The organism is Streptomyces sp. NPDC054961 (assembly GCF_053609145.1).
Map to the genome: position 1 here is coordinate 79,791 of NZ_JBSGWY010000001.1, position 17,151 is coordinate 96,941.

Sequence of the window (17,151 nt, forward strand, 5' to 3'; positions counted from 1 at the left end):
CCGCGGCCGGACGGCGCCGCGCCACTGACCCCGACCCGCGGACCCCGGCAAAACGGCCCCCGGGCCAGCGCGGAGCCGGCCCGGGGGCCGCAGCTCGCGGCGCGACGGTCGTCAGCTGCCCGCTGCGGCGGGGGCGGGTTCGTACTTGTAGTCCGCGCCGAAGTTCTTCTTGACCGCCGCTTCCCAGGAGCCGTCGTCGATCATCTTGCGGATCGCGGCGTTGATCTTGCCCTGGAGCTCGGGGCTGCCCTTCTTCATGCCGATGCCGTAGTTCTCGTTGCTCAGGTTCAGCCCGAGCATCCTGAACTTGCCCTCGTTGCCCTTGCGGGCGCTGTACCCGGCGAGGATGGAGTTGTCCGTGGTCATGGCGTCGACCAGGCCGTCCTGGAGTGCGACGAGGCACTCGGAGTAGCCGCCGAGCTCGAGGAGGCTGGCCTTGGGGGCCAGGTTCTTCCTGAGGTTCTCCGCCGAGGTCGAGCCGGTCACCGAGCACAGCCGCTTGGTGTTGAGGTCCTCGGCCTTGGTGATCGAGGTGTCGGAGGCGCGGACCAGCAGGTCCTGGTGGGCGAGGAAGTACGGGCCGGCGAAGTCGACCTTCTCCTTGCGCTTGTCGTTGATCGAGTAGCTGGCCGCGACGAACTGGATCTCGTTGTACTCCAGCAGCAGCTCGCGGTCGTTGCTGAGGACCCGCTTGAAGGTGATGTGGTCGGCCTTGTAGCCGAGCTCCTTCGCCACGTACGTCGCCACGTCCACGTCGAAGCCGGTGAAGGTGCCGTCGGGCTCGCGCATGCCGACGCCCGGCTGGTCGAACTTGATGCCGATCGCGATGTTCCCCTTGTCCTCGGCACCGCACCCGGACGCGGTCAGTACGAGACCGATCATTGCGGCGACCGCGCCGGCCTTGGGAACCCTCATGCTGCACTCTTTCCTTGGATACGCGGGGTCGCGCGCGGCGCGCGGGGTCGCGCCGGGCACGCCGGGACGGGCCGGGACGCGGGGTGCCGCGGGGCCGGGTGGGCGCGTATATGAGGAAGCTAGGAAGTCGCCGGGCTCGATGTCACGAGATCTGAGCAAAACTTGAGGGTCACGATCCGGTTAGGCGGCAGATCCTGCGGCGGATCCCGCCCGGGGCGGGAGAGCGGCCGGTCGCGGAGGGGGAGCGGCCGGTCACGGAGGGGAAGGGGAGCTGGTCAGGGAAGGGAGGGGGGAGGGGCGCGGGTCCCGTCCGGGCGGGGGATCCGGTGGGGTATCGGGTGGGGGATCCGGTGGTGGGGGGGGGGGGGGCGCCGCGGGGGGGGGCCCGCGCCCCCCCCCCCCCCCCCCCCCCGCCCCCGCCCCGCCCCCGGGAGAGGGGGGGGGGGGGGCGGGGGGTGGGGGGGGGGGGGGGGCGGGGGGGGGCCGCCCCCCCCCCCCGCGGGGGGGGGGCCCCCGCCCCCCCCCCCCCGGCTCGGCCTGGCCGGGAACGTACGGTCGTTCGGACCGGGCGGACGGCCTCGTGACAGCATGGGAGGGCAACGCACCGTAAGTGGAGGGGGAGTTCGGTGAGCGGAGTACGCAAGGGGCTGGCCAAGGTGGAGATCGCGCTGCGGTGGGATCCCAGCCCGACGGGGGCGCCCGTACACGATCTCGACATACTCGCCGCGGTGTACGCGGCCGGCGACCCGCACGGGCAGCCCGTGCACCTGGTGCACTTCGGGAGCCGTTCCCCCGACGGCACCATCACGCTGGACCGCGACAGCCGGACCGGGCAGGGCCTCGGCTTCGACGAGGTCATGACGCTCGAACTGCACCGGATCGCGCCGGAGCTGACCCGGGTGGTGGTGGGAGTGGTGATCCAGCCGGCGGGCACCGGCCCGGCCCTGACCTTCGCCGCCGTCGCGGGCGCCGGACTGCGGATCCGCGAGGGCTACACCGAGCTCTCCGTGCACGACTTCACGGCCGTCGCCGCGGCCTCCGCCGCCACGGTCGCGGAGTTCACCCGCGATGCCTCGGGCAGCTGGTCCCTGGATCCGGCGGTACGGGGCTTCGACGCCGACCCGGAGGAGTTCGCCCGGGTCATGGGCTTCGCCCGGATCTGATCAGCCGGGGCCGGCGCCCGTACAGAGTCGATCCGCACGGAGCCGGGTCACGCGGAGCCGGGTCACGCGGAGCCGGGTCACGCGGAGCAGGGTCACGCGGAGCAGGGTCGCGCGGAGCCGGGTCCCGCGGAGTCGATCCGCACGGACCGGTCGGCGGCCACTCCGCGAAGGAGTGCCCGCCGCCCGGTCCGGGTGGTGCGCTGCCACCGTCCCCACGAGGCAGCGCGGGCAGGCCGCCGTCCGGTCATCGGGAACGGCGGCCGGCCGGTTCAGGGGGTCCGGGCCGCTTGCGGGCCGGGGCCGGGGCCGGGCTCCGATGTGGGCCCCGGGTCGACGCCCAGCGCCGGCAGCAGACAGGCGTCGACGAACCGCACGAGGTACTCGGCGTCGGCGTACCGCCCCTCCAGCACCGGCCGGATCCGCAGCACGCCCATCAGCTGCGCGGGCAGGAACTCCACGGCCGGGTGGCCGGCGGCGATCTCGCCCCGCGCCACGGCCCGTTCCACGATCGTGTCGAAGGCCGCGAGCTCCGGTTCCACCAACGCCTCGCGCAGTGCCGCCTTCAGCTCCTCGTCGCTCAGCACCGCGTGCCCGAGGGCCTGGGTGAGCCGGGTGTCGCGCCCGGAGGTGCAGGCCGCGATCAGGGCCGCCTCGCGCAGGTCGCCCGCCAGCGTCCCCGTGTCCACCGCCGCCAGCGTGCCGCGCCGGTCCGCCCGCAGGGCGGCGGCGACGAGCTGCGGCTTGGTCTTCCACTGCCGGTAGAGGGTGGACTTTCCGCAGCTGGCCCGGGCGGCGATGCCCTCCATGGTCAGGGCCTCGTAGCCGTCCTCGCGCAGCAGCTCCAGGACGGCGTCGTAGAACTGCCGCTCCCGCTCCGGGGTGATCTTGGAGCGGCGTGCGGGGGCCGATGCGGTGTCCGGCGTCGGCGACGTCATGGGGCGGCTCTCCTCGGTGACGCTCGGGCGGGGCCCCGGCCGGCCGGGCGGCCGGCGTAGGCCTGATCTCGGCGGTCGGTCTGGGCCCCAGTGTACAAGAACGGTCGCGTATCGGTACACGTGCGTATCGATACGCTAATGTATCGATACACTGGCGTGTCGATGTGTGCACGCGTACAGGAAGCGAGACCGGGGGATGACCTCCCACACCACACCTGCCGGGGCCGGCGCGGGGCAGCGCCGCCGCCTCATACGCGAGTTGCTGCTCGTCGCGGGCCTGTTCGCCGTCTACAAGTGCGGCCGGATGCTGGCCACCGGCCGCACGGACGAGGCCCTCCGCAACGCCGCCCGCGTCTGGGACGCCGAGCGCACCCTGCACCTGCCCGGCGAGGGCCTGATCCAGGGCCTGCTCCTGCACGGGGACGCCCTCGTGCACACCGCGAACACCTATTACGCGGCCGTGCACTTTCCCGCCACGGTGGCCTTCCTGATCTGGCTCTACGTACGCCGCCCCGCGCACTACCTCTGGACCCGACGCGTCCTCGCCCTGCTGACCGGCGCCGCCCTCGCCATCCACCTGGCCTTCCCCCTCGCGCCCCCGCGGCTGCTCGCGGCCGCGCACCTGATCGACACGGGCCGGGTCTACGGGCCGACGGTCTACGGAGCCGCGCCCGCCGCCGACACGATGGCCAACCAGTTCGCGGCGATGCCCTCCCTGCACTTCGGCTGGGCCCTGATGCTGGCCCTCGGCATGATCGCCGCCACCTCCTCGCGGTGGCGCGCCCTGTGGCTGCTGCACCCCCTGGTGACCCTTCTCGTCGTCGTCGGCACGGCCAACCACTACTGGCTCGACGCCGTCGTCGCGGCCCTCCTGCTCGGCGGCGCCCTGCTGCTGGTCCCGCGCCCGGCCGCCCGCTCCCGGGTCGTTCTCCGGAGCATGCCGAGTCCGCGCCCGGCGAAACCCGAGCCGGTCGCCGTAGGAGTGATCCGGTGAACGCCACCCTCGTAGCCGTCCTGCTCTGCCTCGCGGCGGCCGCAACCTACGCGGCCGCGGCCGTCGCCCAGGAACGCCTCGCCCGCCGGGCCACCGCCCGCAGCACCACCGCGCTGCTCGGCAACGGCGCATGGTGGTGGTCGGCCGGACTGAACGCCGCCGCCGCGCTCCTGCACGCCGCCGCCCTGCGGTACGGGCCGCTCACCCTGGTCCAGCCGCTCGGCGCGCTCACTCTCGTCGCCGCCGTACCGCTGGGCGCGCACGGCGCCGGGCGCCGCGTCGCCACCACCGAATGGCGCGGCACCCTGGCCACCGTCGTCGGCCTCGGCCTGCTCCTCCTCCCCGCGTCCGGCCCGGCCCCCGACGACACCCTCACCCTGGCCGAGGCCCTCGCGGTCTCCGGCGCGACCGCCGTGGTGATCGTGCTGCTGACCGCACGGAGGGACACCCGCTCGGGGCTGCGCCACGCGACCGCGTCGGGGCTGGCCTCCGCGGCCGCCTCCGCCCTGACCCAGACCGTCGCCGTGGCGGGCGGCCGCGGCGGGGCGCTGCTCAGCGTCCGGGTCGTCTCGGTGGCCCTGCTCGTGGTGGTCTTCGCGGTCGGCGGGATGCTGCTGTCCCAACGGGCCTACCGCGGCGGCCTCGGCGCCCCCCTCGCGGTGGTCAACCTCGCCAATCCGCTGGCCGCCGCCGCGATCGGCATGGTCCTCCTCGGCGAACGCATCCAGGGCGGGGCCCTCGGGGTCCTGCTGGCGGCGGCCGGCGCGCTCGCCGCGGCGCGGGGCGTGCTGCTGCTCACGCGGACACCGGCACAGGCGGGACCCGGTCCGTCCCGGACGGCTGCCCGCGGGGCCGTCGTCCAGGCCGCGGCCGTCGCTTCGGCGGGCGTTCCGGCGATGGTCGAGGCGGCGGCCGCGGCGGTGGTCCCGGCGGGGGGCGCGGCCGGGGTCGCGGCCCAGGCCGGGACGCGGTCCAGGGTGCCGGTATGACCCCGGGCCCGGCGACGTAGCCCCAAGCCCGCAGGTCCGCAAGCCCGGACCCGGCGGCCGGAGAACCGTTTCACCGCTTCGGGCGTCCTCCTCGGTGAGTCAGGTCGAGCAGGACGACACGACGACGGATACGAAGCGCGCCCGCACGCACGGCGCGCGCACACCGAAGCGGAGTGAATGGGCATGGGCATCATCAGCTGGATCATCCTCGGACTGCTCGCGGGCGGGATCGCCAAGGTCCTGCTGCCCGGCCGTGACCCCGGCGGCCTGATCGGCACCACCCTCATCGGCGTCGCCGGCGCGTTCGTCGGCGGCTGGCTCTCGGCGAAGTTCCTGGACCGCCCGATCCAGGACGAGTTCTTCGACCTCGCGACCTGGGGCTCCGCCATCGGCGGCTCGCTGGTCCTCCTCATCGCCTACCGGCTGCTGTTCGGAAACTCCCGCAACTGACCGGCCGGTGGCCAGCTGACCGGCCGGTGGCCAACTGACCGGCCGGGGGTCGCCACCGGGCGGCCGGCCGTCACCGGGCGGCGGGTAGCGCGCGCCGCTCTGCCCACGCCCGCGGTGCCCGGCGGCAGCTCCCCGAAATCCGCGCGGGCCCGCGTACCGGGCACTCCGCGCGGGCCCGTGTACCGGCACCGGCCGCACCCTCGTCGGCGGCGGCCCCTACGATGACCGGCCATGGACAGCAGTGAGGCCGGCAGACAGTTGATCGACGGGCGATTCGAGCTCGCGGAACCCCTGGGCAGTGGCGGAATGGGGACGGTGTGGCGCGCCCGCGACATCGCCCTGCACCGGGACGTCGCGCTCAAGGAGGTGCGGCCGCCGGATCCGGCGACCGCCGCCGCACAGCCCGGCCTGGCCGTCCAACTGCGCGAGCGGGCCGTCCGCGAGGCCCGCGCGCTCGCCCGTCTCGCCCACCCCAACGTGGTCACCATCCATCACATCGTGGAGCCCCCGGACGGGGTCGAAGGCCATCCGTGGATCGTGATGGAGCTGGTCAGGGGCGGCTCCCTGCACGACCGGCTGGCCGACGGGCCGATGCCCGTGGCCGAGGTGCTGCGGCTCGGGCGCGACGTCCTCTCCGCGCTGCGGGCCGCGCACGCCGAAGGGGTGCTGCACCGGGACGTGAAACCGGCCAACGTGCTGCTGCGCTCCGACGGCTCCGCCGTGCTCACCGACTTCGGCATCGCCGCGCTGCACGGCGCGACGGCGCTGACGTCGACCGGTGTGCTGATCGGCTCGCCGGAGTACATCGCGCCCGAGCGCGCGCGTGGCGCTGAGGGGCTGCCCGCCTCCGACCTGTGGTCGCTCGGCATGCTGCTCTACGTGGCCTCGGAGGGGGTGCACCCGCTGCGCCGGGCCACCAGCCTCGCCACCGTGGTCGCGGTGCTCGACGAGCCGATCCCTGCGCCGGTACGGTCCGGCCCGCTGGGACCCGTACTGGAACGGCTGCTGGTGCGGGACCTGGCCCTGCGGCCCGACGCCGAGGAGCTGGAAGCGCTGCTCCGCAGCGCGAGCAGTGCTCTCGAGAGCGGCACCCCGTCCGTACCCCCGGTCGCCCTCGGCGAGTTCGGGCCGGCGGCGGCGGCGGCGACGACGACGGACCGGCCGACCACGCTGTTCGTCCCGGGCGCGGGGAATCCGTACGCGCCGACCGCGCCCGTCCCCGAGCCGGCCGCCCGCCCGCGCCGCCGCCCGGCGCCCCTGGCCGTGGCCCTCGCGGTGGTCCTGATCGCCGGGGTGATCGGCCTCGTGAAATGGCTCCCCGGCGGTGACACCGGCAAGGACACCGGGTCCGGGACCGGCGCCGACGCGAAGGGGTCGAGCGCGGCGTCCGCGCCGGCCACCCCGAACCCGGGGAGCTCCGAGACGACCCCGAGCCCGAGTCCGAGCCCGAAGGCGAGCACGGCGAAGAACGCCACCCCGTCCGCCGGCAGCCTGATCAACCCGGCCGGCATCCGCACCGCCGTCGAAGCGTTCAAGCAGCAGGCGGGCACCACCACCTTCGTCGACATGAAGGTCTACGACGAGTACGTGCTCGCCTCCATCCCGACCGCCCCCGGAGCCAAGACCGTCGACTCCTGGCAGTACCGCAACGGCGCGGCCAAGCGCACCGGCCCGTCCGGCACCGTGAAGGAGGGCGAGCCGCTCATGGACATGGCCGCGATGAACTGGGACCTCCTTCCCGCCCTGATGGACCAGTCGAAGAAGGAGCTCGGCGTCGAGATCCCCAGCTCGCGCTACCTCAACGTCTCCCCGTGGCTCGGCGCCCCCGCGGTCCGCCCGTACCTCAGCGACCCGTACGGTCAGGGCGGTTACGTCCTCGCGGGGACCGACTTCACGATCAAGAAGGTGTACAAGAGTTGATGACCAGCTGGCGCTCCACGCTCACCTCGGCCGGGATCTCGGGCTCCCGGCTCCGCGCCGACTACACCTACGCGGCCCGCCGGGTCCTGCGCCGCGAACCCGCGCCCTACCTCACCCTGCGCCTGCTGGCCGCACCCCCGCTCGTGCCCTGGCTGGCGGCCGGGCTCGCCTTCATGAACCGGGTCGACGACGTCGCCGAGACCGGAACCCCGGACGAGCGGGCCGCCGGCCTCAAGGAACTGGGCGCCGAGGTGCACCGCGCCCTGGAGACCGGGGACAGTCCCGATCCGCTGCTCCGCGCCTACGCCCACGCCGTCGGCTCCCGCGGCCTGCCCGCCGAATGGATCTTCCGCTTCCTCGACGGCGCGGCCACCGAGGAGGCGGTCTTCGACGGCTTCGCCACCGAAGAGGACTTCCAGGCCTACCTCGACGCCTACGCGTGGCCCGGCGTGCTCGTCTTCACCGGTCTCCAGTATCAGGGCGGTCCCGACGCCGAACAGGCCGCCGGCTGGCGGCGGTTCGTGGACGCCGCCCAGCGGGTCGACTTCCTGGCCGACTTCGCCGGAGACCTCGCGGACGGCAGGCTCTGCATCCCGCGCACCCGCCTGGACGAGCACTCCGTGACCCGGGCCGACCTCGAACAGGCCCGTGACACCCCGGGCGTACGGGAACTCCTGGCCGCCGAATGCGGGCGAGCCCGCAGCGCCCTCGCCGCCGCAGGCGGGATCCTCGACCTCACCGAACCGGGTCTGCGGCCGGTCGCCGTGACGATGACGGAGCTCATGGAGCACCAGCTCACGGCGGTGGAGAAGGCCGGTGTCGGCGCCCTGCGCAAGGACGTCGGCTACGGCCTGGCCGCGCCGCTGCGCACCCTGGTCCGGGCCAGGGCGCGCAGGCCCCGTACCCCGAGGTGACATATGTACGGCCGGAGTCCGTACATGCGGATCTGCCGGGGGAGCCGCGCCCGTCCGTAGCGTGATGTGCATGACGCAGACCCGGGCGCAGGCCCAGCTCCAGGCGCAGACCGAGGGACAGACCGAGGGACAGACCGAGGCGCAGACCGACTTACAGGCCGAGGCGCAGGCCGAGGCACAGACCGGGACACACGGGCACGCCGGGGCGCGGACGCCGACGCCGACCCCGCCCCCGACCCCACCCCCGGCGGTGAGCTTCCGGCACGCCGCCAAGTCCTTCGGCTCCGTCCGCGCCGTGACCGGCCTCGACCTCGACATCCGGCGCGGCGAGACGGTGGCCCTGCTGGGCCGCAACGGCGCCGGGAAGTCCACCGCCATCAGCCTGCTGCTCGGGCTGGACGAGCCGGACGCGGGCCGTGTGCGGCTCTTCGGCGAGAGCCCCGGGCGGGCGGTGCGCTCCGGCCGGGTCGGCGCGATGCTCCAGGAGGGGCGCGCCGTGCCGCGGATCACCGTGCGGGAGCTCGTCGCCTTCGTCGCCCGGACCTACCCGGCGCCCCTGCCCGTCGCCGAGGCCCTGAGTCTGGCCGGGCTCACGGACTTCGCCGGCCGCCGCGTCGACCGGCTGTCCGGCGGCCAGGCCCAGCGCGTCCGCTTCGCCGTCGCCCTCGCCGGGAACCCCGAGCTGATCGTCCTCGACGAGCCGACCGCCGCTCTCGACGTGGAGGCCCGGCGGGCCTTCTGGGAGTCCATGCGGGTCTACGCCCGGCGCGGCAACACCGTCCTGTTCTCCACGCACTACCTGGACGAGGCCGACGCCCACGCCGACCGCATCCTCGTCATCGACCGGGGCAGGATCGTCGCCGACGACACCGGCGCCGGGCTCCGGCGCGCCGCCGGGGGCTCCCTCGTCGCCTTCGACCTGGCCGGGCGGCCCACCGGGGACCTGGCCGGGCTGCCCGGAGTGGTCTCCGTAGAGGTGCGGGCGGACCGCGCGCGGCTGCGCACGACCGATCCGGACGCCACCGTCGTCGCGCTCGCCCGCCTCGACGCGATCCGCGGCCTGGAGGTCACGGCCGCCTCCCTCGACGAGGCCTTCCTCGCCCTGACCGGTTCCGGGACCCCGATGGAGACGGCACGATGATCGTCAGCGCGTACGTCCGCCTCGAAGTCCGCCGCGCCCTGCGCGACCCCGGGTTCGTCTTCCTCGGCATGGGCATGCCGGTGGTGATGTACCTCCTCTTCACCAACCTCGCCGCCCCCGACCCCGCGTGGCGGACCGCCTCGATGGTCGCCATGGCGGCCTACGGGGCCCTGGGCGCGGCCCTGTCCACCGGTACGGGCGTCGCCGAGGACAAGGGCACCGGCTGGCTGCGCCAACTGAGGGTCACTCCGATGACCCCGCGCCAGGTGGTGGCCGGACGGGCGCTGACCGGATCGGTCGTGGTCCTGCCCGCCCTCGCCGCCGTGCTGGCGGCGGGCGCGCTCGTCAACGGGGTCCGGCTCGAGGCCTGGCAGTGGGCGGCCGTCATCCTCACGCTCTGGCTGGGGGCGCTCCCCTTCACGCTGCTCGGGATGGGCAACGGCTACCGGCTGTCCGCGCAGACGACCGGCCTCGTCAACGTCGCCTGCAACCTGGTGCTGTCCATCGTCGGTGGCCTCTGGTTCCCCGTCGAGCTGTTCCCGCGCTGGCTGCGCACCGTCTCCGGCCTCACCCCGACCCACCGTTTCGCGGAGATCGGGCAGTCCCTGGCCGGGGGTGCGGCTCCCGGTCTCGCGGCGACGGGCGTGATCGCGGGGTGGGCCCTGGTGTTCGGCGCGTACGCGGTCCTCTCGTACCGTCGGTCCGCGAGGACGGTGTAGGCGATGGGCACGGCACACGGACCGGCGCAGGGCCCGGCACGCGGAACCGAGTACGGACGACACGGAACCGATTACGGACGAAACGGAACGGCACACGACGCGGAGCGGGGCACGGACATGGGCACGGACATGGGCGTGGGTGCGGCCTCGGGCGGCAAGCGGAGCGCGGGCGGGCGGCGTCCGGGCAAGGGGCGCGCGGGGAAGCCCGGCGAGGACACGCCGGGCCGCGGCGGGGAAGGGGAGCGCGGCCCGGTCGGTGTGAACGGCGGGCTCACCCTGCTGCCCTGGCTGCTGATGGGCATGGGCGCCTTCTCCAACATCCTCCAGGGCAAGACCCCCAACCCGGCCGTCGGGATCGTCGGCCTGCTGATCTTCAACTCCCTCTACATCAGCGTGGTGTTCCGCGCGTTCCACCGGCAGGCGCGGGAGGCCGCGAGCACCCGCTGGAGCCTGGTCGCGATGGCTCTGGTCACCTGCGGACTGGCCCTCGCCTACGGCGGCAGCTGGCTGACCTTCTTCCCCCTGCTGGGCCTGGCCACCGGGGCCGTGCTCCGGGGCCGCGTCCTCGGCGTGACGGTGCTCGGCCTCAGTGCCCTCGGCGGGGCGATCGCCGCGTACCACGACGGATGGGGGGCCGCGGGGGTCGTCTACGGGACCTTCCTGTCCGGGATGGTCACGGCGGCCATCCTCGCGCTGTCGGAGACGGTGCGGGAGCTGCGCGACACCCGGCAGGAGCTGGCGCGGGCCGCCGTGGAGCAGGAGCGGCTGCGCTTCTCGCGGGACCTGCACGATCTGCTCGGCCACACGCTGTCGGTGATCGTCGTGAAGTCGGAGGCGGCCCGCCGGCTCGCGCCCCGGGACATGGACGCGGCGCTCGCCCAGGTCGCCGACATCGAGTCCGTCGGCCGCCAGGCCCTCGTGGAGATCCGCGAGGCCGTCACCGGCTACCGCGAGGCGAGTCTGGCCGGCGAGCTGGACCGGGCCCGCGGCGCCCTGACCGCTGCCGGGATCGGGCCCGTCGTCCGCCAGTCCGGGCCGCCGCTGCCCCCGCAGGCGGCGGCGCTGCTGGGCTGGGTGGTGCGCGAGTCCGTCACCAACGTGATCCGGCACAGTGGTGCGACCGGCTGCGAGATCGAGGTCCGCGGCTCCGCGGAGCGGGTCCGGCTGGTGATCACGGACGACGGGAGCGGCGGCGTAGGCTCGGCGCCACCGGGCGGCGGTCCGACGGGCGGTGATCTCACGGCCGGCGGCGGCCTCGCGGTCGGGAGCCTGGCGGGCAGTGGACTGACCGGTCTGGCCGAACGGCTGGCGGCGGCCGGCGGCACCCTCGTCAGCGGTCCGGCCCCGGGCGGCCGTGGCTTCCGGGTCACCGCCGAGCTCCCGGTGGACGAGGACACCGTACCGACGGAAGGGGAACGCCGATGATCAGGCTCCTGCTGGCCGAGGACCAGGGCATGATGCGCGGCGCCCTGGCCCTGCTCCTCGGGCTGGAGGAGGACATCGAGGTCGTGGCGCAGGTCGCGGCCGGGGACGAGATCGTGCCCGCCGCCCTGGAGACCCGGCCCGACGTGGCCCTGCTCGACATCGAACTCCCCGGCCGCAGCGGGCTCGACGCGGCGGCGGACCTGCGCCGCCAGTGCCCCGGCTGCCGGGTGCTGATCCTCACCACCTTCGGCCGGCCCGGCTATCTGCGCCGGGCCATGGACGCGGGGGCGGCCGGGTTCCTGGTGAAGGACGGCCCGGTGGAGGAACTGGCCGTGGCGGTACGGCGGGTGCTCGCGGGGGAGACCGTGATCGACCCCGCGCTCGCGGCCGCGGCCCTCAGCGCCGGCCCGAATCCGCTGACCCCGCGCGAGGCGGACGTCCTGAACGCGGCGGTCGACGGAGCCACCGTCGCCGATATCGCCGCGAAGTTCCACCTGTCCGAGTCGACCGTGCGGAACTACCTGTCCTCGGCCATCGGCAAGACCGGCACCCGCAACCGCATGGAGGCCGTCCGCGCGGCCCGCCGCCAGGGCTGGCTCTAGGCTTCGGGAAGAACGGCGGGGCAGCACGCACACCACGTACGTCCCGCATGCCACGCACGTCCCGCACAGCGGGTACAGCTCGCGACCGCATCCCCACGAAGCCGGAGCCTCCGATGCCGCAGATCACCGTCGACTACTCGGCCCGTCTGTCCGACGCCTTCGACCGGCGCGGCTTCGCGCTCGCGCTGCACCCGGTGACGGCCGAACTCGTCGAGACCACCGTCGAGCACTGCAAGACCCGCTTCCGCTGCCTCGAAGAGGTGTACGTGGGCGACGGCTCGCCCGAACACGCGCTCATCCACGTGCAGGTGGGCCTGCTGGCGGGCCGGACCGAGGCCGTGAAGGCCGAGTTGGCCGATGCCGTGCTCGCCCTGCTGCGCACGTACGCGTCCACCGGGGCGTCCGGCCCCGGTGCCGTCGTTCACGTCTCGGTGGACGTCAACGACCTGGGAGCGTCGTACCGCAAGTACATCGAGGGCTGAACCGGGCCCCCGGCCGGGTCAGTAGGCGCCGTTGACGTTGTCGATCGAACCGTAGCGGGCGGCCGCGTAGTTGCAGGCGGCCGTGATGTTGGCGACCGGGTCGTAGGAGTCCATGGACGTACCGGCCACGTGATAGGCGAGGAAGGTCGGGTCGATGACCTGGAGCAGGCCCTTGGAGGGTATGCCGGCCGCGGCGTTGGAGTCCCAGTTGTTGATGGCTCTCGGATTCCCCGAGGATTCACGCATGATGTTGCGGTGAATTCCTTCGTAGCTGCCGGGAATTCCGTGCTGTGCCATCACGTCGAGCGACTCGCGGATCCAGCCGTCGAGGTTGTCCGCGTAGCCGGCCGGGGCTTTGACCGCGGCGGTCTGGACGGCCGCGGCGGTCTGGACGGCCGGGACGGTCTGGGCGGCCGGAGCGGCCTGGGCGGCCGGAGCGGCGGCGGTGAGGCTCAGCTTCAGGCCGGGCCGGATGATCGAGGGGTTGGCGCCGACGGTGCTCCGGTTGGCCGCGTAGAGCTCCTGCCAGCCGCCGCCGACGGAGTGCTCCTCCGCGATCTTGCTCAGGTTGTCGCCGCTGACCACGGAGTACGTCAGGGGGAGGGCCTTCACGGCCACGGGGGCGGCCTTCACCACGGTCGGCGCGGCCTTCACCACGACGGGGGCGGCCTTCACCACGAGGGGGGCGGCCTTCACCTCGGCCGCGCCGGCCGTGGTCGCGCTGATCAGTGGAAGGGCCAGGGCCGCGCTCCCGGTGCCGGCCAGGGCCAGCTTGCGCGTGATGGGGTGGTGCTTCGGCCGACGGTGCTTTCCCTTTGCGGGCATGGCGGAATTCCTCACGTGGAAGTGCGGGAGAGCCCTGGCGGCGGCGGGTTTAAGTAGCTGACCACCGGGAACGAGGCGACCGTAAGCGAATCCGCGGGGACGGAACAAGACACGAATGAGGCGGAGAGATCAACTCTCCGCCGACGGTTCGATGGATGACCTTGAAAAGGAGTTCGGGAATTCCCAACTTTCCGCCCGGGAAAAGGGAATCGCTCCTTCCGGATGTGTGGCGGTGGCGGGGCGGGCGTGACTCACATCACGGGTCGGCGGGTGGAATCCCATTACGGGCAAGTCGCCCTTCGCCGGGCGTGATTCGGGCGAGCCGCCCGTTGGTGGCGAATCGCCCATCACGGGTCAATCAGGTCTCCTGGGTGACCGTGCCGTCCTCGTCCATCCGCGGGTGCATCCTGGAGGGGCCGCAACCGCCCTCCTCCTCGTCCGAGGGCCGGGCCGTCTCCGGCCCGTCGGGCCCGATCCGGACCACCCGCCGCATCCGCACGACCAGCAGTTCCCGGCCGTCGTCGAGCCGTACGCGGTCCGCGTCACCGGCGGCCCGGAACTCCTCCGCCACCCGGGCGTACCCGGCCCGCTCCGGGCCCTCCGCGCGCTCGTACGGGGCCGGCCAGGGCCAGGTCAGCAGCTGGAGCAGCGCCCGGCGCGCGGCGTGCGGGCTCGCGAGCGTCGTCGTCGCCGGCTCCCAGCCCGCGCCGGTGCGCTCCAGCACCCGGAACGCGGTCGGCAGCAGCACGATCCCGGCATGGGTGCGCAGGGCCCGCCGCGAGTCGGCCCGTACGTCCGCCGGGTAGCGGGGGCTGCGGTAGTGCAGGCCCATGAGCGCGAGGCGCTCGGTGGCCTCCATGACGCCGGTCGCCGCGATGTGGTCGATCACGAAGCCCACGTCGAGCCCGGGATCCTCGGCGTCCGGGTCCCAGCTGGGGTCGGCGGGCTCCGGATCGGTGGGCCGGGGCGGCTCCGGCCCCTCGCTGTTGCCGTAGACGATCTCGTCGCACCGCACCACCCGGTAGCGGGTGCCGGCCGCCGTGACCTCGTTGACCGGCTCCGTCTCCAGCCGTGTGACGGCCGCCAGCAGCTCCCGGCGGACCGCCCGGTCGTCGGTGTCGTCCTTGGCCCGGAACCACAGGAAGGAGTTCAGGCTGTCGCGGGCGTCCTGCGGGAAGCCTTCGACGACCGGCTTCAGGACCCGCCACCGGTGCCCGTCGCCCTGCTCCTGGCAGGCGATGCCGAAGAGCGGCCCCCGGACGATGTAGTGGTCGTACCGCTGCGCGGCGTCGGTGGCGTCGGCCTCCTGAGCCGCGGCCACCGGGTGCTCCGCGTGCACGACGTTCATGTAGAGGTGCTCGCTCCCGGGGGGTACCTCACTGCTCATGCCGCATTCTGGGCACAGCTCCCGGCCTGCCGCCGGGAGCATGCGCAACTCGGCCCCGAATGGCTGAGGTTGTGCTAGCCCGTCTCCGGGCCGGGGTGCCTGGCCCGGATCACCCCCAGGGGGTGGTCTGATGGGCCGCGGCCGGGGCTCCGCCCCTGATCCGTCGGGCTAGGCCAGTTCCCGCTGTACCGCCGCCACCGATTCCTCGCTCGCCGGCAGCAGGGGGAGGCGGACGTCCGGGGTCGGGATCCGGCCCTGGGCGTACAACACCCCCTTGACGACGGCCGGGTTGGGCTCCGCGAAGGCCGCCGCGGAGAGGCGGGCCAGCGCGTGGCCCAGCGGGCGCGCCCGCTCCACGTCGCCCGCCCGCCAGGCCTCCGCGAGCTCGACGAACCGGGCCGTCGCCAGATGGGCCGAGGCGAGGATCCCGCCCGCCGCGCCCAGGGCGAGCATGGGGGAGAGGTACGTGTCGTCGCCCGCCAGCACCTCGAAGCCGTCCGGCAGGTCACCGAGCAGGGCCACCGCGTCCTGGTCCACGGAGCCGACGGCGTACTTGACCCCCGCCACCCCGGGCAGCGCCCCGATCGCCCGCAGTGTCGCCGCGTCGAGCGGCTGCCCGGTCCGGTACGGGATGTGATAGATGATCAGCGGCAGCGGGCTCACCTCCGCCAGCCGCGTGAAATGCGCGAGCACCCCCGCGGCCGAGGGCCGCAGGAACGGGGGCACGGTCACCAGCGCCGCCGTCGCCTCGGGCCACCGCTTGAGCTGCGCGAGCGATTCCTCGGCGGCCCGGGTTCCGCTCGCCCCGGCGCCGACGCTCAGCAGCGCGCCCCGCTCGCGGCAGACCCGCGCGCAGACGTCGGTGACGAGGTCGCGCTCCGTCTCGTCGAGGGCGGCCGTCTCCGCGGTGGTGCCGAGGGCCACGATGCCGACGGCGCCCGCGTCGAGGACCTCGTGGGCGAGCGCCTCCAGGGCCTCGGCGGCGACCTCCCCGGCCGCGGTGAAGGGGGTGATGAGCGGTACGTGGATCCCGTGCGGGCTCTGCGGCGTGCTGTTCGGTGTCATGGGTCGAGGCTCGCGCGCTCCGAGCGTCGAATCCAGTTCGCGTTCCTTACGCAAACCGTAAGCTGATCCGATGCTCGACGTACGACGCCTGCGCCTGCTGCGCGAACTGGCCCGCCGGGGCACCATCGCCGCGGTGGCCGAAGCGCTGTCCTTCAGCCCTTCGGCCGTGTCCCAGCAGCTCGGCGTCCTCGAACGCGAAGCCGGCCTGCCGCTGCTGGAGCGCACCGGGCGCCGGGTCCGGCTCACCCCGGCCGGGCAGAACCTGGTCGTGCACGCCGAGGCCGTGCTGGAACTCCTGGAACAGGCCGACGCCGATCTCGCCGAAGCGCGCAGCGGCCTGGCCGGGGCCCTGCGGATCGGGTCCTTCCCCACCGCCACCCGGGCCATCGTCCCGGCGGCCCTGACCACGCTGGCCCGCCGCCACCCGGGGCTGGAGCCGATGGTGTCCGAGACCGACCCGGCGGCCGTCGCGCACGCGCTGCGGGCCGGGGACCTGGACGTGGCCCTGATCCACGAGTACGACTTCGTCCCCGCGCGGCAGGAGCCGGGGCTGGCGACGGAGCCGCTGTACCGGGAGGCGATGTACCTGGCGGTACCGGCGGACCGGGCCGAGCCGACGGGCCGGCCGGACCGCGCGGACCGGGCCGCTCGGACCGGCCTCGCCGCGACGACCGCCGACGGGGCCGGCGAGGCCGATCCGAGCGGCCCGTCCAGCCCGTCCGGCCCGTCCGGGTCTGCCGCCCGCGACGGCCTGGCCGGCCCGGCCCCGCACGCGCAGCCGCAGCCGCCCGCCGCGGACCGGGCCGCGCACGCCGGAGCCGAGCAGGGCGCGAGGCTCCGTACCCACGCCGACGAGCCCTGGATCACCGCCACGCCCGGCACCCTGTGCCGCGCGATGACCGTACGGGCCTGCCAGGCCGCCGGATTCACGCCGAGGATCCGCCACCAGGTCGACGAGTTCGCCACCGTCCTCGCGCTGGTCGCGGCCGGCCAGGGCGTGGCCGTCGTGCCGCAGCTCGGGATCGCCGGGCACGTGGACCCGGCCGTCTCCCTCACCCGGCTCCTGATGGAGCGGCGCACCAAACTGGCCTTCCGCTGCGGGGCCGGCGCCCACCCCGCCGTGGCCGCCTTCGGCACGGCCCTGCGGGCGGCGGTACCGCCGGAACTGGCCACCTCCCAGCGCGCCGGGACGTGAGGCAACTCCCCTCCACGGGAGCGCGCGTGT

At 74.4% G+C, this 17,151-nt stretch carries 17 protein-coding genes; 12 read left to right on the top strand and 5 right to left on the bottom strand.

The annotated features are described in order from the left end of the window. Nucleotides 1–111: 111 nt before the first annotated feature. A complete protein-coding gene (locus ACWF9Z_RS00340; RefSeq protein WP_453595824.1) occupies nucleotides 112–915 on the bottom strand; it encodes a glutamate ABC transporter substrate-binding protein in 804 nt (267 codons plus the stop codon). A 626-nt stretch (nucleotides 916–1,541) separates the two neighbouring features. On the opposite strand from ACWF9Z_RS00340, the gene ACWF9Z_RS00345 reads away from it, so the two are divergent. Continuing rightward, on the top strand, nucleotides 1,542–2,078 hold the full coding sequence (locus tag ACWF9Z_RS00345) for a TerD family protein (RefSeq protein ID WP_453595827.1): 537 nt from the start codon (nucleotides 1,542–1,544) through the stop codon (nucleotides 2,076–2,078). A gap of 269 nt (nucleotides 2,079–2,347) precedes the next feature. Here ACWF9Z_RS00345 and ACWF9Z_RS00350 read toward each other — a convergent pair whose 3' ends face one another. Beyond that, nucleotides 2,348–3,013: a TetR/AcrR family transcriptional regulator gene (locus ACWF9Z_RS00350; protein WP_453595830.1), complete on the bottom strand. Its 666-nt coding sequence runs from the start codon at nucleotides 3,011–3,013 to the stop codon at nucleotides 2,348–2,350. A gap of 196 nt (nucleotides 3,014–3,209) precedes the next feature. Here ACWF9Z_RS00350 and ACWF9Z_RS00355 point away from each other — a divergent pair, with 196 nt between their 5' ends. The 10 genes from ACWF9Z_RS00355 to ACWF9Z_RS00400 all read left to right on the top strand — a co-directional run bounded on the left by ACWF9Z_RS00355 (nucleotide 3,210) and on the right by ACWF9Z_RS00400 (nucleotide 12,649). Beyond that, nucleotides 3,210–4,007 carry a phosphatase PAP2 family protein gene (locus ACWF9Z_RS00355; RefSeq protein WP_453595833.1) on the top strand — a complete coding sequence of 266 codons (798 nt, stop codon included), beginning with the start codon at nucleotides 3,210–3,212 and terminating at the stop codon, nucleotides 4,005–4,007. Continuing rightward, entirely contained in the window at nucleotides 4,004–4,996 is a 993-nt protein-coding gene (locus ACWF9Z_RS00360) for a hypothetical protein (RefSeq protein ID WP_453595836.1), read from the top strand. Before ACWF9Z_RS00355 ends, ACWF9Z_RS00360 begins: the two co-directional genes overlap by 4 nt. Before the next feature lie 183 nt (nucleotides 4,997–5,179). Then, nucleotides 5,180–5,446 (top strand): GlsB/YeaQ/YmgE family stress response membrane protein, encoded by a 267-nt coding sequence (locus ACWF9Z_RS00365; RefSeq protein WP_356650817.1) that lies wholly within the window; start codon nucleotides 5,180–5,182, stop codon nucleotides 5,444–5,446. A 231-nt stretch (nucleotides 5,447–5,677) separates the two neighbouring features. Then, the gene (locus ACWF9Z_RS00370; RefSeq protein WP_453595839.1) at nucleotides 5,678–7,366 is read left to right on the top strand and encodes a serine/threonine-protein kinase; all 1,689 of its coding nucleotides are present in this window, start codon (nucleotides 5,678–5,680) and stop codon (nucleotides 7,364–7,366) included. Beyond that, on the top strand, nucleotides 7,366–8,280 hold the full coding sequence (locus ACWF9Z_RS00375) for a phytoene/squalene synthase family protein (RefSeq protein WP_453595842.1): 915 nt from the start codon (nucleotides 7,366–7,368) through the stop codon (nucleotides 8,278–8,280). The genes ACWF9Z_RS00370 and ACWF9Z_RS00375 overlap by 1 nt, the downstream gene beginning before the upstream one ends. 250 nt (nucleotides 8,281–8,530) lie before the next feature. Continuing rightward, nucleotides 8,531–9,421 (top strand): ABC transporter ATP-binding protein, encoded by an 891-nt coding sequence (locus tag ACWF9Z_RS00380; RefSeq protein WP_453596519.1) that lies wholly within the window; start codon nucleotides 8,531–8,533, stop codon nucleotides 9,419–9,421. Further along, nucleotides 9,418–10,140, top strand: coding sequence for an ABC transporter permease (locus ACWF9Z_RS00385; RefSeq protein WP_453595845.1), 723 nt, complete (start codon nucleotides 9,418–9,420; stop codon nucleotides 10,138–10,140). The genes ACWF9Z_RS00380 and ACWF9Z_RS00385 overlap by 4 nt, the downstream gene beginning before the upstream one ends. A 117-nt stretch (nucleotides 10,141–10,257) precedes the next feature. Further along, nucleotides 10,258–11,565 carry a sensor histidine kinase gene (locus ACWF9Z_RS00390; RefSeq protein WP_453595848.1) on the top strand — a complete coding sequence of 436 codons (1,308 nt, stop codon included), beginning with the start codon at nucleotides 10,258–10,260 and terminating at the stop codon, nucleotides 11,563–11,565. After that, nucleotides 11,562–12,167: a response regulator gene (locus tag ACWF9Z_RS00395; protein ID WP_453595851.1), complete on the top strand. Its 606-nt coding sequence runs from the start codon at nucleotides 11,562–11,564 to the stop codon at nucleotides 12,165–12,167. The genes ACWF9Z_RS00390 and ACWF9Z_RS00395 overlap by 4 nt, the downstream gene beginning before the upstream one ends. 113 nt (nucleotides 12,168–12,280) lie before the next feature. Next, the gene (locus ACWF9Z_RS00400) at nucleotides 12,281–12,649 is read left to right on the top strand and encodes a 5-carboxymethyl-2-hydroxymuconate Delta-isomerase (RefSeq protein ID WP_453595854.1); all 369 of its coding nucleotides are present in this window, start codon (nucleotides 12,281–12,283) and stop codon (nucleotides 12,647–12,649) included. Nucleotides 12,650–12,667: 18 nt separating this feature from the next. Here ACWF9Z_RS00400 and ACWF9Z_RS00405 read toward each other — a convergent pair whose 3' ends face one another. The 3 genes from ACWF9Z_RS00405 to ACWF9Z_RS00415 form a co-directional block, all read right to left on the bottom strand. Beyond that, complete coding sequence (locus tag ACWF9Z_RS00405) at nucleotides 12,668–13,474, bottom strand: transglycosylase SLT domain-containing protein (protein WP_453595857.1); 807 nt, start codon at nucleotides 13,472–13,474, stop codon at nucleotides 12,668–12,670. Between the two features lie 358 nt (nucleotides 13,475–13,832). Next, nucleotides 13,833–14,861, bottom strand: coding sequence for a DUF5954 family protein (locus tag ACWF9Z_RS00410; protein WP_453595860.1), 1,029 nt, complete (start codon nucleotides 14,859–14,861; stop codon nucleotides 13,833–13,835). A 168-nt stretch (nucleotides 14,862–15,029) separates the two neighbouring features. Beyond that, entirely contained in the window at nucleotides 15,030–15,926 is an 897-nt protein-coding gene (locus ACWF9Z_RS00415; RefSeq protein ID WP_453595863.1) for a dihydrodipicolinate synthase family protein, read from the bottom strand. A 70-nt stretch (nucleotides 15,927–15,996) separates the two neighbouring features. Here ACWF9Z_RS00415 and ACWF9Z_RS00420 point away from each other — a divergent pair, with 70 nt between their 5' ends. After that, nucleotides 15,997–17,121, top strand: coding sequence for a LysR substrate-binding domain-containing protein (locus tag ACWF9Z_RS00420; RefSeq protein ID WP_453595865.1), 1,125 nt, complete (start codon nucleotides 15,997–15,999; stop codon nucleotides 17,119–17,121). Nucleotides 17,122–17,151 lie beyond the last annotated feature (30 nt).